This window comes from Burkholderia sp. AU15512, assembly GCF_002223325.1.
GTDB lineage: Bacteria > Pseudomonadota > Gammaproteobacteria > Burkholderiales > Burkholderiaceae > Burkholderia.
The window spans coordinates 390,263-407,509 of the sequence record NZ_NKEX01000003.1 but is presented as its reverse complement, the minus strand read 5'-3'; the positions used below and the strand labels follow the sequence as shown (position 1 = coordinate 407,509).

Sequence of the window (17,247 nt, the reverse complement as noted above, 5' to 3'; positions counted from 1 at the left end):
ACCTCAAGAGTTATTTTTGGCGGCCGACTGAAACCGACGCCAACGCATGTCGATCACCAGTCCGATACACGCCAGGACGCCGTACCACGCGAAAAACGACAGCCATTGCTGCAGTTCCGGGCGGCCCTTTGCCCACGCGGCGACAATTATGCCTGCGAGCATGACGAGGTACCAACAAAGAGCAGTCCGGCGGTGACCTACGCCCGCCCGAACCATCCTTTGATAATAGTGCTCCCGGTGGGCCTGCCAGAACTTTTCGCCTCGTAACAGACGTCTCAAAAGTGTTACAGATGCGTCGGCAATAAAGGGCGAGAACACCAGCGCCGGGAACCAGATCGGCCACACGCCCGCACTCCAGCCCCAGTAGCCAAGCGCTCCCGCCAGGAATCCGAGCGGAATCGAGCCGGCATCGCCAAGAAACAGCCTGGCCGGATGGAAATTCAGTAGCAGGAACCCGAGCGCGGCGCCTGCGACAGTCGAGCCGGCCACAACTAGATCCGGCGATGGCGTCGGGCTGGTCAGCGCGGCGATCGCATACGCGCCGAAGCCGAACAGCGCCATGCCGCCCGCGAGGCCGTCCGCACCGTCCATGAAGTTGTACAGGTTCGTCAGCCAGACCATCACGAAGCCAACGCCGACCAGGAGCCACCACGGTACGTCGGCCGGAAACGCGACGATCAGCCCGACGACCGCCGCAAGGTGTGCAGAAAACCGCACACGGGCGGGCAGCCCGCGCCGATCGTCGATCTGAGACATCGCTGCAAGCCCGGCTGCAGCGAAGACGATCAGCCACAAATGCGGCGCGAGCGCGAGCAGCGCGATGACGCAGACCGGTACGATGCCCCAGCCGCCGACGCGCGGCGTCGGCCGCGTATGGAGCGAACGGTCGTTCGGCATGTCGGTGGCGAGACGCCACGCAAGGCCGGTCGCGAGCAGTACACGCAGAATGGTCGTCGACGCGATGGCAGCGGCGAGCGCCACCGCAGCCGCTTGGGGCCACGTGGATATCGGGTAATGCATGTCGACTATTGTTGTGTATCGCGCGAACGATACCATGCGGCGGTCGCTTCGAGGCCCTGCCTTGTCGTATAAGGCGGATGCCAGCCGAGCACGCGCTTGATCCGGCCCGTATCGAGTTCGAGGCTGCCAGTCAGGCGGTCGATCGCCGCGCGGCGGCCGGTGAGCGTGCCGAGCGCGCGCAGCACGGGGGACGGAACAGCAATCAGCCGGGCCGGCTTGCCGAGCGCCTCGCCTACCAGGCGTAACAGGCCCGTAACCGAGGGCGCATCGTCGTCGGCAACGTGAAAACACTCGCCGGCCGCACGCGGAGCGACCGCGCATTGCAGCAGGGCGTCGGCCAGGTTATCGACGTAGACGATACTGCGGCGTGCCGTGATGGAGCGGAGCGGCAGCGGCATCCCGCGTGCAACCGCGTCCATCATGCGCAGGAAGTTGGCCCGAACGGCCGGACCGTAGACCAGCGGCGGGCGAACGACCACGACGTCGAGCCCGTTCGACGCACCGAATTGTGCGAGTTCGCGCTCCGCGCGCAGTTTCGAGCGACCGTAGGCGTCCTGCGGGTCGGGGCTCACCGCTTCCGACAACGGCACGCCGCCGTCACTCTCGCCGACCGCCTTGATGCTGCTTGCATAGACGATGCGGCACACGCCATGCTGGCGCGCGGCTTTGGCGAGACGCAAGGTACCAGCGACATTGGTCGCGTCGAACGCGGCGTCGGGATTCGGCGACTCATCGCGCATCACGTGCACGCGCGCTGCGAGATGGATCACGCAGTCGACCTCGAGGTCGTCAGGCCATGTGTCGCCCAGACCATCAAAATCGGGCGCATCGTGCACCCATTCGCGCACGCCTGAAATGCATCCGTGGGGCCGGCGCACTAGGCCGATGACGTCATGCCCCGCCGCGAGCGCGAGCCGGCACACCGCGCGGCCGACGAAGCCATTCGCGCCGGTCACGGCGATGCGGCTCACCACCACCTCCAGCCAAAGCGGTTGTAGAACTTGAAAGCCGATGCCGCGAACATCCGGATATGTGCGAAGCCCTTGCGGGACGCTCCACCGCCGTGGTGAACCACGCGAACCGACGGGACATATGCGACACGGGCGACGTCCCGCGTTCTCAGACTCAGATCGTAATCTTCGAAGTACAGGAAGTAACGGGGATCGAATCCACCCAGCTTTTTCAGGACATCGGTACGGAACAGCATGAAGCAGCCGCTGATGATCGGGGGGTCCCATACGATGTCGCGATCATTGATGACGTCGCGCATTTCGTAGCGGGCAAGGCGCTTCCTGAATGGCTGCCGGAACCGCGCCGGCAGGAAGCCACGCACGAGCAGGTCGAAGAACGTTGGATAGCGGCGGCAGAGATATTGCGGGCCGCCGGATTCGTCGCCGATACGGGGCGCGAGCGCACCTGCATCGAAATGCGAATCGAAGAACTTGCGCGCGGCAACCAGGGCATGTGCGTCGAGATCGATATCTGGATTCAAGATCAGATGGAGCGGACGCGTCGATAGATCGATCGCGAGATTGTGCCCTCGTCCATAGCCGACATTGCCGTGCCCCGTCAGAACCCGGCATGTGACGCCCTGCGCTTCGAGCCCGCGCGTCACCGCGCCGACGTCGCCAAGGCCACCGTTATCGACCAGATACAGGTCGACCGGACACCCGGGAGACGCAGCGCGCAAATGCGCGCAGGCCGCGCCCAAGCTGACGAGCGTCTGCTCGAGTTGGACAGCGTCTGGACGGTATACAACGATGGAAACCGACAAGCCGTCGGCATTTCGAGACGGCACGCTTGTTACATTCATCCGTGGTTCGACATCGCGCTCGCATGACGAAGCGCCAGTTGTATAGGGCAGCCCATTCTGTGCATCTGGATACACAAAGGCTGTTGCAAGCGGATCGCGTTCATATCGTGCATTAATCCGCTTGCTCGGAACGCAGTCGCTCACTCTCCATGCCCGCCCGGTTTCGGATCGCATTGCGAAACAGGTCAGAGGGCCTCGGGATGCAGCCCGCAGCCGTCGTCTGCTTCACGAGCGACGTGTGCCGAGTCCGGATAGCATGCGACGTACCCGGAACGATCTTGTGGATACCGCCACTATTAATGACGGAAATGTTCCATCCCCAATCTTCATATCCGATGTTGTTCTTGAAATCGGTGCCCGTATAGGGCACCGACCTCAAAAAATCCGTGGACGTGAATACGAGGGACGTCCACGCATTGGTAAATGCCAGCTGCGCCACATGGAAGCTGGGATCTTCCATATCGACGTGCAGGTAGATGTTCGGGGTAGCGCCAAAGCACACATTTACTTCCGGGTGCCATGCGACGTTACGCGGATCGGCCTCGGCGGCCTTGTGCGCCGCGACGAGCCAGTCGGTACACCATATGTCGTCCGCATCGAGAAACCCGATCCATTTCCCGTTTGCTTCGTCCGCGGCGGAATTGCGCGCATAGCCGAGGTCGCCATGCTCGACCGTTACGATTCGCAAATCCTCGCGCCGCGACGCGTATTCTTCAAACACCTGCAGCGTCAGCGCGTTCGGCTTGTCGAGAACGGCGAGCATTTCGACACGTAGTCCGGCCGCAGCCGCGGCATCCGCGCTGCGCGACAAGCTGTTGAGCGAGGCGTGCGCAAGCAGCCCTTCGGCATGGCCATTGATGACTGCAGTAATATCGAACTTCGTCATGGTCAGTTGATAAACGACGGAGATACGCGGAGGGTTGTGCAGAACTGCTCCCACGAGTGCTCGCTTTGCACCCAGTCAATCATGCGCTCCGCACGCTGCCTGGCTTCATCGGGACGGCGGGCAATGTCTTGCAACGCTGCAACGTACGGATCGGCCTCCTTGTATGACTGGATCAGCCACCCTGTCTGTTCCGTCACGAGATCCGGAATCCCGCCCACTGCGGATGCAACCATGGGAATACCCGTGCACGCGATATCGGCCAGCGTCAGCGGCAAGCCATCCCAGAGCGAGGTATATAGAAATGCATTGTAATCGTTGATCGGCAGGCTCGCCGTCGATGGGAACGGTCCCTTGACGGTCAGGTTGTCGAGCACACGCTGCGCGTCCGCCAGCTTCGACGCGTATGCATCATCCCCGTAGCCGTAAACGTCGAAGTGGAAGTCTGGCGCACGACGAGCGATCTCGATCAGGAGATCGACATTCTTCTGCTTGCAGAAACGACCGGCCCACATCACCCGGTTGCCCTCTTTCGGGCCGCCCTTGTATGTCCCGACCGCCACGTTGCCGACTGGCTGGTGAAGCGTGACCAGCCTCGATCGCATGCTCTCAGGAACACCATAATCCGCCGCCAGTTCGTCCACAAAACCGGCGTTGTCGAAATAGACCTTCGTCAGATACGGTACGCTGTCCCGAAAGTGTGTATCGGCATAGCCAGCCGCGCGGCCGTCCGGCGTATAGTCGCGGCAGAACAGGCACGCATACAGCTCGGTCAACTTGCTCAATGCGGCGCCCTTCTTCGCGATGGCGTCCCAGCAAGCACCGCTATTGACGTTCATGACCGACTTCGGACGCAACGCCAAGATCAGTGACTCCACCAACTGGATTCGGTCCGCGCGTGTCAGTGATGGCTCAATTTCGGACAGCACCCGCACGTGCGTGCCGGCCGGCAGCCATTCGATTGCATCGGTACGGTCGTAATCGGTCAACACGATCAGTGTAGAGTCGATGCCGTTTTCCTGGATGCTCGCACGAACGACATTCGTCGCAGCGAGGTCGGCACCTCCGCGCACGAGCCATGGCACGAACACGATATGCTCGAACGCGCAGGGCAACGAATCGAAAAGCCTTTGCCATGCACCGATACCGGACCACGACTGTCCGCCGTAACTGATTCCGAGCAATGCCGGCTCCGCAAAAACGGAGTCGAGCAGAATTGTGGGCTCCAGTTCACCGGCTTCGGCGACCATTTTCTCGATGGTGCCAAGGACGTGAGCGGGCAACCCACCGTGGCGCCCTTGTGGTTGGCCAATCCTCATGTAATGGACGAGCGGATGCATTCCGCTCGCCGCAACGTCCGGGTAGGCCCACGTGTACCAGCGCCCGTCGAAGAAACGATGGGCACGCCGCCCCTCGAATCCCCCGTGCCTAACGTAGTGCTCGAGTGGGTCGGGCAGACTCGCCAGATCGGGATTGAGCCTGCAATAAAGTTCGAGGTCGAACAAGCCGGACTGCTCGATGATCTGCCGGGTTTCCTGCGGGGAATATTGCCCATTGCCCGCGACGGAATCGCGCGGCTCCACATCGGAATTCGCCAGACCCGTCGCGCGCCCCGTCACCGGCGTGAAATGGCGTCCCTCTTGCTTGCCGAATGCCAAGTAATGGACGAGCGGATTGACGCCGGCGGCCCGGACGTCAGGGTAGTCGTCGAGATAGCGGTTTCCGTCGAACGACATGCTCGGCTGCCGCGCTTCCCTCCACCCGAACGTCAGGTAATGAACAACAGGATCGATGGCCGCATCCGCTACGTCAGGATAGGTCGCCAGATAGTATGCGCCATCGAACAATGGCGATGTGCGAAGCAATCCGCCTTCGTCTACCGATACGTCCGATGATTCAGTGAAGCGTCTTGCAAGCCTCCCAACGCGCCGACGCGCAGCCCGATATCGATCAATTAGCATAGTTGATGTACCGCGCCCCGACTGTGGAGACCGACGAGGGATGAGCCTGATCTCTGCCTTCTGTTGCGCGAGCGATACCGTCAGATTCTGATTGTCCCGCTCGGTGGCAGCATTGATTCTGCGACATTCGTCCAACCTTTTCTCTAGCCATTGCTTCCCGGTAGTGAGTTCACTGATATCGCTCTTGAGCTCGCGCGTCATTGCCTCGAGCCGTTCGATCTCCGACTGGTGGTCGGCAAGCGCTGCGCTCAGTTGTTGCTTGTCCTGCTCCATGGCGATGTTGGCCGCCTTATAGTTGCTCCACTGCTCTTCAAGCCACTGCTTGCCCCGCATCAGAGATCCGATATCGTCTTTGAGTTGGCACACAATCCCTTCGAGACGCTCGATCTCCCGTTCGTGTTCCCGCTGCGATCCAATCAGGCGCAGCCGTTCCTGCTCGAGGGCGACATTAGTCGAGTAGATCTCCGCCGACGTCTGTATGAGCAATTGCATTGCGCCGGCCAGTTGTTGGGGAAACGCGGCCATGTTCTTCGCGAGCGTCGCCTCCGCCGTCGAGCGCATGTGCGCAGAATCCTTGCTCATCGACTGACCATGGAGCCGGTAGTAGCCGAGTTCTCGCGGCACGAATCGCGCCGTGAATCCAGATGCCACAATCCGGATCCACAAGTCCCAATCGCAGCACCCTCCGAGCGACTTATCAAATCCACCCACTGTGTCGAGGGCGGACGCGCGCACCATCACGCAGACCGGCGGGAAGTATCCGCCGAGCATGAGCGACGGCAAGATATTGCCATTCAGTTCGGCTCGCGCATGTGCAACTTTATGCGTATCTGCCACTTCACCCTGCTCATTGACGCGGACGATGTCGCCGTAAGCCAAACCGGCATCCTTGTCGCCGATAAGCGCCTGTGACAACTCTTCGATCATCGTGGGCGCAAGCCAGTCGTCGGCATCCAGGAAGACCAGAAACTCCCCGCTGCTGGCCGCAATCGCGTTATTACGTGCGATCGCAACCCCTGCATTCGCTTGCACGATCAACGTGATGCGAGGGTCACCCAATGCCCGCACGAGTTCCGCTGGATCTTCCGCAGAGCCATCGTTCACGAGCAGAACTTCGATGTCCTCAAACGTCTGCTTCAGTACACTCTCCAAGCATTGCCGGAGATACTTCGCCTGATTAAAAAAGGGGACAATAACCGAAACGGTAGCCATCGAAGTCCTTCAGTCTGATCACGGCTGCAGGGCCGTGTTCTTTGAAAAGCGAGCAATCGTCTCGCTCATGCCGTCCCGGAAAGAGGTCTTCGGCCCCCAGCCAAGCACCTGTTTGGCAAGCGATACATCGAGAATACTGACCGGTACGTCAAATGAGCGCGCAGCGTCGTACTTGACGCAAATTGGCGTACCGAGAATCCCCCCGATCGTCTCGACAATCTGCTTGAGCGACGTGCCTTCTCCTGAGCCAATGTTGAAGACGGGATCCACGTGCCCGAACGCTGCGCTCGGGGCGCCCATTGCCGCGACGAACGCGTCCACCGCATCGTCGATATACAGGTAGTCGCGGACGACCGAGCCATCGCCCCATATCTGAATGTCGAGACCGGCCAATGCGCGCCAGGCGAAGATCGATGCAGCTCCTAACTGGCCCTCGACATTCTGTCCGGGGCCGAATGGATTGCTGACACGCAAGATGCGCGCGTCCACATTGAACTGCCGGCGATAGAGCATCGCATAGCCTTCAACCGCCGCTTTCGACGCGCCATATACACCGAGAGGCCGCAGCGGATGCGATTCAGGGACCCGATCGGCTTCCGGCACCCCATAGACGGTCCCGCCCGACGAAGCAAAGACGAACGGAATACCCGGGTGCTGCCGCATCGCCTCGAGCAGCGCAACGGTACCCATGACGTTGGTGGCCACGTCGTCGAGCGGCGCACTATTGGCCGTTCGCGGCACGGTCGACCACGCAAGATGAAAAACACCGTCGACACCTTCGATGGCGTTGAGCCAGGTATCGACCGACGCGCCAAGCGGGCACTCAACGTCGTTTACGCCATCTACAACCCTTCTCATCGCACATCGCACGACGTGGCCATTCGCTCGTAGCCGCTCGACGAGCGATCGACCGATAAATCCAGACGCACCGGTCACCAAATAAGTTTTCTTTTCCATTTACGCGCAGAAATCGCCTACCAAGCGCCGGCAACTGTAGGTGTGCCCGCAAGTGCTGTCAAACGCCGCCCCATACCTGCCCACATCGATCGATGCTTCGCCGAAACCGAACCGATCTGCCACGAAATTCGGGCTCCTCGTTAGCGACACGAATGTATCGCACCCACCCGATCATTACTCACGCTCGCCTCGGTCCGTCGGCATTCTCACCCGCCGCCCCAAAGGTCGGGCAAGCGCTGCGAAGGCGGGATAGTCGCCCGCGAGCTTGTCGTATCGAGTGAAGACGCGATCGAAATGTCCGATGCGTTTGAAGAAACGTCGACGATGCTTTGAGTTCGGTACAGCTCGTGGCTACGGCGACGCCTGGCCTTTCGATTCGAACGTGGCGAGATGGCAACCTTGGCGTGAGCTGCACGAGTTCTCGAGGGCATCCAAGCGTAGCATCTGTCAGCCCCCGCGCTTGCGCGCAGATGCTCGACCGATCCGTACGCGCAGGACCTTTGGACAACCCGTCCCTTGGCAATGCTCGTCCGCGGAGGACATCCGGCTTCATCGACAGCCACGTAGGTTGGCAGTTGGCACCGTCTTTTTCGAGCGTGAGCCGAATCCCGATGCTCATGCACGACGGTCAAGTACAAGTGAAGCAAGAAAAATTATCGCGACAGCATTGTAGCCGATGAGTTTGGCGTCAGGGTTCAAGGAAGGTCATACGCGCCTCGCAGATGAGAATGGAGCGCATCGGAAGTGCAACAAACAGTGTTCGAACACCTCGCGGCTTGGACAGAGACCGCGGACGCCGACATCCATGCTCATCCCGGGATACGGTGGATCGGATAAGGGTAACTGTGCAACCCAGGCCCTGCCTTTTATAGGGTCATATATAGAGCTGCCAGACCCAGAGACATGTCACGAGCCGGGTCCATCGGTCCCGCAACGAGGGTTGCTTCTCCCCTAGCCCCGTGCGGCCCTCCCCGTACTCCGCGATGGACCAATTTCTAACCCGGATGGTGGGCAATGGAAGGCCATTACGAGCGCAGCCGTCTGCGCGCACGCCATAGGGTTTGCAACCCTTGCCGCGCCAGTTTGATCGCCCACGGCGCCTTGGCCTTGAGGTACTCCACGATCTTCTGCGTCGCAAAAACGGCCCTGCTGTTCTGATAGAAGGCGAGCTGACTTCGCAATGCGTGGAGTTCCTCCTCCAACGCACCGGGCGCCGCATGTGCTGCCTGCCCTCCTTCAAGAACATACAGCGGGAGCCTCACCTCCCCCGCCTCGACCATCTTGCCCGTCAACAACGCGTGGTACAACTCACGATGGCGCGCGACACGCTCCGGCGTGTGATACATCGAATTCGCCCGACGCCGATAGAAGAAATGTATGCCGTTCGTCGCAATGAAGCGCTTCCCGGTGGCGAGTGCGCGGGAATAGATATCCCAATCCTCATACGCTTCGAGTTCTTCGCGATACTTCAGCTCGCGCATCACTGCCGTACGCGCCATGCAGGTTGCGGTCGAAAAGCGGTTTTCATACATGCCGAGCGCCCGCGCTTCACCATAGAACACCGCGTAGTCGGCAAATGCCGCCTGTCGACCGATCTGCCCTTCCTCCCGATCCAGGAAGAATCCGGTTTGCGGCACGACGAAATCGAATGCAGGATTCCATTGCAATGCATTGACCGCCAGTTCGATAAACTGGGGACCAATCAAATCGTCCGCATCAAGCGTGAGTATGAACTCTCCGAGCACGTGCTGAAGCGCGACATTTCTGGTTGCCGCCAGCCCGAGATTCATGGGATTCCGAATGATACGTATGCGCCCGCCCAACGTCTGAATGCGTTCGATCGTGAGGCAGCTCAACGCGTCAGTCGAACAGTCGTCAACGACGACGATTTCAACGTTCTCGTAAGTCGACGCCAGGATCGAATCAAGCGTGCGCGGAAGATACTCGCCCAGATTGAAATGCGGCACGACTACCGATACGAGCGGGCGACTCGCGACCGACTTCGGAGCAGGCCGTGCCTGCAGCATGTCCCACGGCGACGGATCGGCGGGCGTTTTCACGACTTCCCGTACGCCACGCGCATAAGCAACGGCAAGTGCGGCGGCAAGCCCTTCCGCGGTACCGTCGAACTTGCAACAATTGAGACCATCACGCCATGGCGAACTGTCACCGAATGCCGGATTGTTGCCATTCAGCACGCAAATGGCACCGGCGAGCGAAGCCTCGTATGCCGACAAACAGAATGACTCGAACTGCGAAGCGGTCACGCTGATCGACCGGGACAGCAGATGTGCGCGCTCGATCGGGCTGGCGTTGTCGAGAAAGACAAAGCGCGCCGCCAGATCAGGCGGAACCATCCGCTGCAGCCGCGCCATGGCATCCGGCGACGAATGTGCGGCAAATACGATGTTGCCGCGATATTCCTGATGCGCACGCAAGAATCCACATGCACCTCGAAGAAAGAGATCCGGCCGCTTCAGATACTGGATTTTGGACGGAAAAACGATCGGCGTATCTGCGCAAGCCCTGATCGGCACTCGCACAACATCGCCGAAATCAAGTGTCACGGGCGGCGCGTGGACATGCATTCGAGGCAGCCATTCTTCATCTGAAAAGCCGAAGAACGCCTTGATCGCGTGTCCGACTTCCGGAATCTGCGCGATGACGTAATCAGAATCGGCCAGCGCCTTGCGCTCGAGATCATAGGTCGCAAGTGCCTGCTTGTCGACCAGCCGGCTATCGACGTCGGCAAGCAGGCTGTCCACCGTATGCAAACGGACCGCGACGACACTGTCGTCGAACTCCCGCCCCAGGAGTTTTTCCTGCGTCGTCGCGAAACCGAGTCCACCCCAGTCGGGAAATTCAATATAGTCCAGCTTGCCGACTTCGCTTGCGAGCTTGCGAAGTCCCTGGAGAGCACGCACCGACCGCCAGTGCCATTCCGTATCCGTGAATGCCCATTCCGGTGGGTAGCAGACCCCGCTCTCGTCGACGAGCTCGTAATCGAGCTTCGATACAACGACAAGCTTGATCTGCGGATATACCGACGCGAATCGATTCGAATCGAGATCGTCACCGACCCAAACAATAGCCGTTTGCGCCGCCTGCGCGGGATCGAGCGACGACAACATGTTGGCGATGGCGCGACCAATCCCCCCGTGCGTAAACGGAAACAGCTCGGTGGTTACAAAAACTTTCATTGGCCCCTCGTCCTCAAATTGCCAGGAATTCGGCATAGCGTTGCGTCGACAGTTCGTGAAGCTGACGCTTGTAGTCATCCATCATGCCGATGAGTTCGCCTTCGTTCGTAGCGAGCACCTGCCCGATACAATGCGCGACGTCTTCGACATTCATCGGATTGTCGACAGCAGTGAGACGGACGTACGGATGATTTTCGAGACCATCGAGAAACAGCGGCCCGCGTACACATGGCGTGCCCACCGACATGGCTTCGAGGTCCACCATCGGATGGCAATCGATTGTCGTCACGTTCAATACGATGTCCATCGTCGCCATCAGTTCGAGCATGCTTGCGTGATCGCGATATCCCACCTTCTTCACTTTCGTGGAAAGCCACTTCGGCAATTCGAAGTCCTTCGCAACCACATAGATCGAATCTACCGAATTCACGGTCTGCGCAGCGAGCACGTTCGTTGCCAGGTTCTTCCGCAAATCATTCCATGACGGCGCGAGCGCACTGTAGCGCCCCGAGCGCGGCGGCCGCCGCCGCACTTGAATGCTGTTGACCCTGGGCGGCATGTTGACCAACTGCGGCGCGAAATTGCGCTCCCCGACGATCGGCCCAAGGCCGCGACGAATCGCGCTGAAGCGTTTGACCCTGCCTTCGCGCGCCATGCGAATCGCCATCTGCGCGTAACGCCGCTCGTCCTCCCATACCCATTGCGCCGTCGTGCCGTGCCAGACGAGGTACTGGTCGCGGAATCCGTTGTCTGCAAGCGCGCGCGTCAACGCGTACATGGAATCGGAAATGCCGTGCAGAACGATCTTTTCGATCGCGTGATCGTGCAGTCGTTGCATGATCACCTCGATTTCGTGCACGGGAATGCCCGTCGATGACGGAATCGCCAGCTTGTAACCGGGCAGCGCACCGACAGCCGAGCGGATACCCATCCAGTCGTTATGAAAGATATGGCATACGCGGTCGAATCGCGTGTCCGCGTTCGCGTACATCGTATCGCGCGACGCCTGCCATTCCAAGATCCGCACGTCCGGAAATGCGTTCGCGAAATTGCTTTGGGGGGCGTCGCTCGTCGCAACAGGCACCACATGAATCGGCGCGATTTCGCGGTGCGCGTCGGTCATGACACGATGCAGACGTTTGCGTAAGTCCTGCACTTCGCGCAGGTCGGCGCACTCCTTGCGCAATCGTTCGATCTCGATCTGCTGCCTTTCCAGCGCACGTTCCTGCCTGTCGATGAGTCGCTGCTGGTTTTCGGTCGTTTCAGCGAAGTCGTGAAGTCGACCTTCGAGCGCCGCAACATCGCTCTGCTCCAACTCACCCGCGAGTCCTTGAAGAGCGACCTTCAGTCTGGGCAGACTCATTCTCATTCGCTCACTCTCGTCGAGAGGCTGAACCCGGCCATCGGATTGCATGATCGAAACCAGGCGACCATTCGCACCAGCCGGCTCGATCTTGTAGACGCCGTGATCTTGAATCGCATCGTGAAAAACCAGCACGTTGCTGTCGGCGGCCAGATCACCGACGTAATCATGCACCCAGCAGCCGCCATGCCAATTGTTCTCTCGAAGATCAAACGGCACGAGCTGATTCTCGATCAGCAACAGATAACCTTCTGCGTCCAGCAGACGCTTCATCTCCGCGAGCAAACGTGCGGCATCCTCACGCGTGTTGTGAATCAGCACCGACACCGTGAAGACAACGTCAAACGTGGCTCCTGCAAACGCCTCCGTCACGCTTGGCGCGACGCGAACGCGGCGACCGGCATCCGTCAACGTCGCTGGCGGCTCGTCGAGCAACTGCCGGATCATCGTTTCAGAAAAATCGTAGCCATGGTAGTCGACGAACGGGTACGCCGACAGAACACGCGCCATGCGCCCGAAACCGCAACCGAAGTCGAGCACACGCACCGGTCGACCGAGTTGTTCGCTGCGATCGCGCAGGTGGTCGATCAACCAGGTCTCCTGCGCTCGGTATGCGGCGCGCCCTTGCTCCGCGCGCCAGATCTGCTGACGCTCGTAATCCGCCCCTGACTGATGCAGCCAGTAGTTCTGATTTGCCTTTTCCATTGATGACCTCACCTACCTGTCGGCGCGCGCGCCAATGATGCGCTCACGCCTTGCCCTTCTACAATGCATCATCCAGTGCGCCATCCGTTTCAACGCTACCCGCATCCAGGGCGGAAGCCGATTCAGACGAACCTGCAGTGCCAGCGCTGCCGCAACGGCCGCGCTTCCTTCGTACGCCGCGAGCTTTGCGCGCATGGCCTCGACGGACTCCCCATGCGTCGTGCCGCTCATCCCCTCGAGCACATACATCGGCAGCGTCATACTTCCGAATGTGACGCGCTTCTTGCGCAGGATGTCGTGGTAATACAGTCCGATCCGGCGCGTCGCGGCGTCGGAATGTATCATCGAGTGCGCGCGCCGACGGTAATAAAAATGAACAGCGTTCGTGACAACGAAACGGCTACGCGCCATCACTGCCCGCATGTACAGATCCCAGTCTTCGTAAGCGCTCAGCGATTCGTCATATCCAAGGGAGCGCAGCATTTCCGTGCGGCCCATCATGGTCGCCGTCGAGAAGCGGTTCTGACACAACCCGGACGATCTCGCCTCGCCCACGAACGTGATGCACTGGGTCCACACGTCCGCCGCCGGGTCCGCGTCGGGGCGATCGTCGAAATAAGCCGTTTGCGGCACAACGAAGGACACATCGTCGTTAAGCGTCAGCGCATCCACCCCGATCGACACAAACCGGCCATCAATCAGGTCATCTGCGTCAAGCGTCAGCACGAACTCGCCGCGCGCGTGTGAAAGTGCCAGATTCCGCGTAGCAGCCAGCCCCCGATTCTGTGTCGACCAGACAACCCTTATCCGCTCGTCGTTTCTCGCCTGGAGCCGAAGCAGGGCGTCCCGGCTTTCGGGATCGGTCGATGCATCGTCGACGACAATCAACTCGATATTCGGATACGCGGACTCGAGCACGCTATCGACCGTCTCCTCGACGTAGTCGCCAAGGTTATGGTGTGGAATCAGAATGCTGACAAGTGCGGCACCCGATGCCCGTTCGGCCGGGCGCGGGTGCTTCGGCAATGTCCATGGCCTCGGTCCCGTTGGAACGACAACGGAGCGCAACGCTTGCGGCGCGTCAAACACCCTGGACAACGCTTGGGCCAAGCCACTTGGCGATCCGTCGAACTTCATGCAGTTGATGCCGTCCTGCCACGGTGACGCATCCCCGAATGCCGGATTCAAGTCCGCCAGTACGCACAATGCGCCGGAAAGCGACGCTTCGTATGCCGCGAGACAGAATGACTCGAACGTCCCCGGAAACACGCATACCGACTCGCTGACGATGCGATGGCGTTCGGCCGCGTCGGCATCGGTCGCAAAGTGAAATCGATCGAGCAAATCGCCCGGGATAAGGCGGCGTACTTCTGCGAGGTAGTCCATATCCGTCGCCATCGCGATCAGACGAATCTGCCCGCAATAGCGTGGATTGAGCCGGAGAAAATCGCAGCATCCGCGCACAAAGATATCGGGACGTTTGATGCGTTGGATCTTCGACGAAAAGACGATCGGCGTATCCCACGCAACCGTGATCGACGCCTGCACTGGCGTGCCGTGATCCAGCATGACGGGCGGCGCGTCGATATGCAATCGTGGCAACCATTCCGCATCGTCGAAATCGAAGATCTGCTGCATGGCGGTCGCCGTTCCCGACACCTGCCCGATGATCAGATCGCAATCGGCCAGTGCCTTGCGTTCCAGGTCGAGCAGCGAAAGCGCGGCCCGATCGACAAAGCGCGCCTCCATCGAGTTCAGCACGCTGTCCGACGTGTGCAGGCGCACGGCGATCGTGGCCTCCTGGAAAGCAAGACCCAGTCGCTTTTCCTGCACCGTCGCGAACGCAGCCGCGCCCCAGTCCGGGAACTCGATGTAGTCGAGCGGACCCTGCTCGCGTTCGAGCCGCCTAAGCGCTTGCATTGCCCTCACGGAGACGGCGTGCAACGGATGCGTCGTGTAGAGATCCGGATGAACGTAGCGAAAACCGGTATCACCGTCGCGTTCGACATACGTTCGCGGCGTCGCGTCAACAAACAGCACGCCTGGGAAACGGGCGTTGAATCGCGCCTCGTCGAACGACTCGCCCGTGAAGACGACAGCGACCGCCGGTTTGCCCCTGCAATCGCCAGCCCCGGAAAACTCTGGCAGATCGAGCAGATTAGCTATGACGCGGCCGATTCCACCATGCGTAAATGGAAACAGCTCACTTGTAACGAAGACCTTTAGCTGCGACATGTATTCCCCGCGCAAGCGATTCTCCGCGCGATTGCCGACAAGCGCGCGAAGCCCGCGCCGTCGCGCCGATTGACAGCAGAACGACCGCAAACGATCGCGCGCGACGTCGCGCCGCACACAATACGTTGCTGAAATGCAATGGCAGCGTGAGCCAGATTCACGGAATGCATGCCGCGAACTCAGACCCGCCGCACTTCCTTGACGGCTCCCGCCTCCATCTCGACGATCACGTTGCAAAGATCATCGATGATGTTCCAGTTGTGCGACGCAAGCACGAGAATGTCGGCCTTGCCGACGAAATCCATCATGTGCTTCTCAGCCTTCTTCACGAAATCCGCGTCGCCGACACTCAACCACTCGTCCATCAGCAGCACGTCGGCATGTACGCTCGTTACGATCGCGAACGCCAACCGCAAAACCATACCGCTCGAGTAGGTGCGCACCGGCATGTTGAGGTAATCGCCCAGCTCCGAGAATTCCGCGATCTGGGGCGTGAGACGCTGCATCTCGGTTTTGGAAGAGCCGAGAATCAGCCCGCGCAGCACGATGTTCTCGTAGCCGGTCGCCTCGTAATCGAGGCCAAGCGTGAGATCGAGCAGGCTGGTCACGCGGCCCTGGCTTCGGAACACGCCGGCCGTCGGTTCGTAGATGCCGGCGAGCAGACGCAGCAGCGTCGTCTTGCCGGCACCGTTGTGACCGATCAATCCAACACGGTCGCCAGCGCGAATGTCGAGCGACACGCCACGCAACGCTTCGACCACGGTCAACTTGTGGCTGTCCGAGGCGATCCGCCCGCCGGTCACGGACGACAGCATCATTTGCTTCAGCGAGCGGTTGCTTGCACCATACACCGGCAAGTTGAGGCTGCAGTTGTCGAGATTAAGAAATGCCATGACTCAGATCCAGAACGCGATACGGGAACGAAAACGGGTGAACAACGGAATCGCCAGCGCGAACAGGATCACCGTCGTGATGCCGGCGCCGGCGTAAACCGACGCGTCCGGCATCGTCCCGTACAGCGGCCCGCGCACGAGTTCGAGAAACATGTAGAGCGGGTTGTAGTGCGCAACGTATGCGCGATGGCCAAGCGCGCTGGGCTTCCAGAAAATCGGCGTCAGAAAGAACGCGAGCTGGACGATGCTGCCGACGATGGGCTGCATGTCGCGGAACCGCGCACAGAAAATGCCAAGCAGGATCGATAGCGGCACGGCGGCGATCACGATAATCAGCAGGCCGGGAATGACCATCAACCACTGCAGCGTCGGCACGATCTTCGCGTACAGCATCACCGGCACGAACGCGAGAATGTTGTGCGCGAAGAACAGCACGTTCCGGTAGACCGAGCGGAATATATGCAACGAGAGGGGAAGCCGTACCGAACGCACGATGCTGTCCGAGCCGATGAACGCATTGCACGCGTCGAGGATCAGCGTCGAGAGCAGCCCCCACGTGATGATGCCGAGCGCGAGATAGGGAACGAACTCTTCCGTCTTGATATTGAGCAACGCACCGTAGAGCGGCCCCATGCCAGCGATCGTGACGACCATCGTCAGTGTGATCCAGAACGGCCCCAGCACCGAACGCCGATAGCGCTGGCGAATATCCTGCCACGCGAGTGTCGTCCAGATCGGGTACGCCTTGATCCCGTCCATCACGTCCCGCATCGCAAGCGTCGCTCTGCTTTCGCCGCCTCGTACTGCAGATAACTGTTGCATGTTTCGTGTGACCCTTTAATCTCAAAAAATAACAATCCACCTACGCTGGCGTGCGTGTACCCGTCGCATCACCGGCATCTCCGTCCTCCACCGCACGCCACGAAAGCAGACTGCGTCGCAGGTTGCCACCCCATGTCGTGGCGGCGCCCATGCCCGCCTGGTTTCGAGGCCGTATTGTAATGG

General features: G+C 60.2%; 11 protein-coding genes. All 11 read right to left on the bottom strand.

Features of this window, described 5'->3' with window-relative positions:
* Window positions 1–3: 3 nt before the first annotated feature.
* Entirely contained in the window at window positions 4–1,020 is a 1,017-nt protein-coding gene (locus CFB43_RS04350; protein WP_226204524.1) for an MraY family glycosyltransferase, read from the bottom strand.
* 5 nt (window positions 1,021–1,025) lie between these two features.
* Window positions 1,026–1,991 (bottom strand): UDP-glucose 4-epimerase family protein, encoded by a 966-nt coding sequence (locus CFB43_RS04345; protein ID WP_089494227.1) that lies wholly within the window; start codon window positions 1,989–1,991, stop codon window positions 1,026–1,028.
* Window positions 1,988–2,833 (bottom strand): glycosyltransferase, encoded by an 846-nt coding sequence (locus tag CFB43_RS04340; RefSeq protein WP_089494226.1) that lies wholly within the window; start codon window positions 2,831–2,833, stop codon window positions 1,988–1,990. The genes CFB43_RS04345 and CFB43_RS04340 overlap by 4 nt, the downstream gene beginning before the upstream one ends.
* Before the next feature lie 112 nt (window positions 2,834–2,945).
* Complete coding sequence (locus CFB43_RS04335) at window positions 2,946–3,719, bottom strand: glycosyltransferase family 2 protein (RefSeq protein WP_089494225.1); 774 nt, start codon at window positions 3,717–3,719, stop codon at window positions 2,946–2,948.
* Between the two features lie 2 nt (window positions 3,720–3,721).
* Window positions 3,722–6,889, bottom strand: a complete 3,168-nt coding sequence (locus tag CFB43_RS04330; protein ID WP_089494224.1) for a glycosyltransferase — start codon at window positions 6,887–6,889, stop codon at window positions 3,722–3,724.
* 18 nt (window positions 6,890–6,907) lie between these two features.
* Window positions 6,908–7,846 carry an NAD-dependent epimerase/dehydratase family protein gene (locus CFB43_RS04325; protein ID WP_089494223.1) on the bottom strand — a complete coding sequence of 313 codons (939 nt, stop codon included), beginning with the start codon at window positions 7,844–7,846 and terminating at the stop codon, window positions 6,908–6,910.
* 1,025 nt (window positions 7,847–8,871) lie between these two features.
* A complete protein-coding gene (locus tag CFB43_RS04320; RefSeq protein WP_089494222.1) occupies window positions 8,872–11,046 on the bottom strand; it encodes a glycosyltransferase in 2,175 nt (724 codons plus the stop codon).
* 13 nt (window positions 11,047–11,059) lie between these two features.
* Window positions 11,060–13,114, bottom strand: a complete 2,055-nt coding sequence (locus CFB43_RS04315; RefSeq protein ID WP_089494221.1) for a class I SAM-dependent methyltransferase — start codon at window positions 13,112–13,114, stop codon at window positions 11,060–11,062.
* Between the two features lie 12 nt (window positions 13,115–13,126).
* Window positions 13,127–15,349, bottom strand: a complete 2,223-nt coding sequence (locus CFB43_RS04310; RefSeq protein ID WP_089495246.1) for a glycosyltransferase — start codon at window positions 15,347–15,349, stop codon at window positions 13,127–13,129.
* A 179-nt stretch (window positions 15,350–15,528) separates the two neighbouring features.
* Window positions 15,529–16,242: an ABC transporter ATP-binding protein gene (locus tag CFB43_RS04305; RefSeq protein WP_089494220.1), complete on the bottom strand. Its 714-nt coding sequence runs from the start codon at window positions 16,240–16,242 to the stop codon at window positions 15,529–15,531.
* A 3-nt stretch (window positions 16,243–16,245) separates the two neighbouring features.
* Window positions 16,246–17,001, bottom strand: a complete 756-nt coding sequence (locus CFB43_RS04300) for an ABC transporter permease (RefSeq protein WP_226204511.1) — start codon at window positions 16,999–17,001, stop codon at window positions 16,246–16,248.
* Between the last annotated feature and the right edge of the window lie 246 nt (window positions 17,002–17,247).